General features: G+C 65.7%; 1 protein-coding gene and 1 pseudogene. Both read right to left on the bottom strand.

Annotation, left to right across the window (positions count from 1 at the left end):
- Positions 1–488 (bottom strand): annotated as a pseudogene (locus AC5RWQ_RS30155) (IS256 family transposase); the annotation flags it as partial.
- 15 nt (positions 489–503) lie between these two features.
- Positions 504–1649: an IS30 family transposase gene (locus AC5RWQ_RS30160; protein ID WP_494285991.1), complete on the bottom strand. Its 1146-nt coding sequence runs from the start codon at positions 1647–1649 to the stop codon at positions 504–506.
- Positions 1650–1771: the final 122 nt, after the last annotated feature.

Below are 1771 nucleotides of genomic sequence, written 5' to 3' on the forward strand. Positions count from 1 at the left end.
AACTCCGCCCAGGCCTGGTCCCACAGTCGGATGATGGCCGGATACTTCCCGCCCCATGCCTGCGCGAACTCGGCGAAGCGTTCCCGGGCGGCGGCTTCGGTCGCCGTGTAGACGGGCTTGAGGGCTTTGGCGATGGCGTCCCAGTGCTGGCGGCCGGCGTAGCGGAACGAGGCCCGCAGCAGGTGGATGATGCAGGTCTGCACGACTGCTTCGGGCCAGGTCTGCCCGATCGCGTCGGGCAGACCCTTGAGTCCGTCGCAGACCACCATGCACGCGTCCGCGACACCACGGTTTTTCAACTCGGTCAGGACGCTGAGCCAGAACTTCGCGCCCTCACCGCCGTCGCCGGCCCACAGGCCGAGGATGTCCCGGTTGCCGTCGACCGTGACGGCCAGAGCCACGTAGATCGGCCTGTTGGCGACCTTCCCATCGCGGATCTTCACGTGCACCGCGTCGAGGAAGATCACCGGATAGACCGGGCGGTTTCTAGAGATCGTTGCGAATCATCTCGTTGCCGGTTGGCGTTGCCATTGTCGCATGAGCTGACTCGGGCTCTTATCGGTCAGGCATAGCCGAGGTCGCTCGTTGAGCTGCGCGGCGATCTCCTCGAGCTGATCGTCGGTCCATCTATTTAGGTCGGTGCCCTTCGGCAGGTACTGGCGCAGGAGCCCGTTCGTGTTCTCGTTGGTGCCGCGCTGCCAGGGTGAGTGCGGGTCAGCGAAGAAGATCCCGAGACCGGTCGCTCGCTCGATGCGCTCGTGGTGGAACATCTCGTTGCCTTGATCCCAGGTCAACGTGCGACACAGCTGGGCGGGCAGCTTCGCGAACGCGCCGATGAGAGCGTCACCGACGGTCCGCGCGCTGTGATCGCCAGGCAGGCTCACAAGCACGGTGAACCGGGTCTTGCGCTCCACCAGGGTTGCGATAGCTGAGCGTTGACCGGCACCCACGATCAAGTCGCCCTCCCAGTGCCCGGCCTGGCGACGGGACTCGACCACGGCCGGCCGCTCACGGATTGACTTCATGTTGGTCGACTGCTTCATGGCGCCGTCGCGAGACCGGCCACGGCCACGACGACGCCGGTAAGTGCGGCCAGTTCGCAGATTCGCAGGATTCGCCTGGAGGACCAGGCCGCGATACACCGCCTCGTAAATCGTCTCGGCGCACACCTGCCACGCCAACCGGCGCGGGTATCGCCGCCGAAGCCACCGGCTGATCTGCGCCGGCGACCACCCCCGACGCAGCTTGCCGGCAACCGCCTCCCGCAACGCCGTGTCGGCCGCCAGCCGCCGCGGCTTCGGCCGCCGACGACGCACATGAGCTTGGTTGTGGGCATACCACGGCTGATACCGGCCGTCGGGTTTGCGGTTGCGAGCGATCTCTCGGTACACGCTCTGATAACTTTTGCCGATCCGGCCGGCGATCGACTTGACCTGCTCGCCTCGGGCGAGCCCGTCGGCGATCTCGATCCTGTCGTCCTGGCTCAGATACCGCCCGCTGATCGGGGTCTCGAGATAGCTCACGCTGCCAGCGTCGATGAACCACAATGATCCACAACTCAGCGACACGCCCACTTCCTGGGCGGCTCGAGCACCCCGCACTCCTGTCCTGATCAGTTCGAAGTAGCGACGCTTGACGTCCGTCGACATCTTGTTCGGCGCGTATCTCGGCATGCGGACCCCGTCTCACCAGGATTCGCAACGACCGGTAGAAACCGCCCCGGGTCGAGTGGCCGGTTCTGCCACTCGGTCATCCCCTCGACGACCTTGTC

This window comes from Micromonospora sp. BS32 (assembly GCF_059089345.1).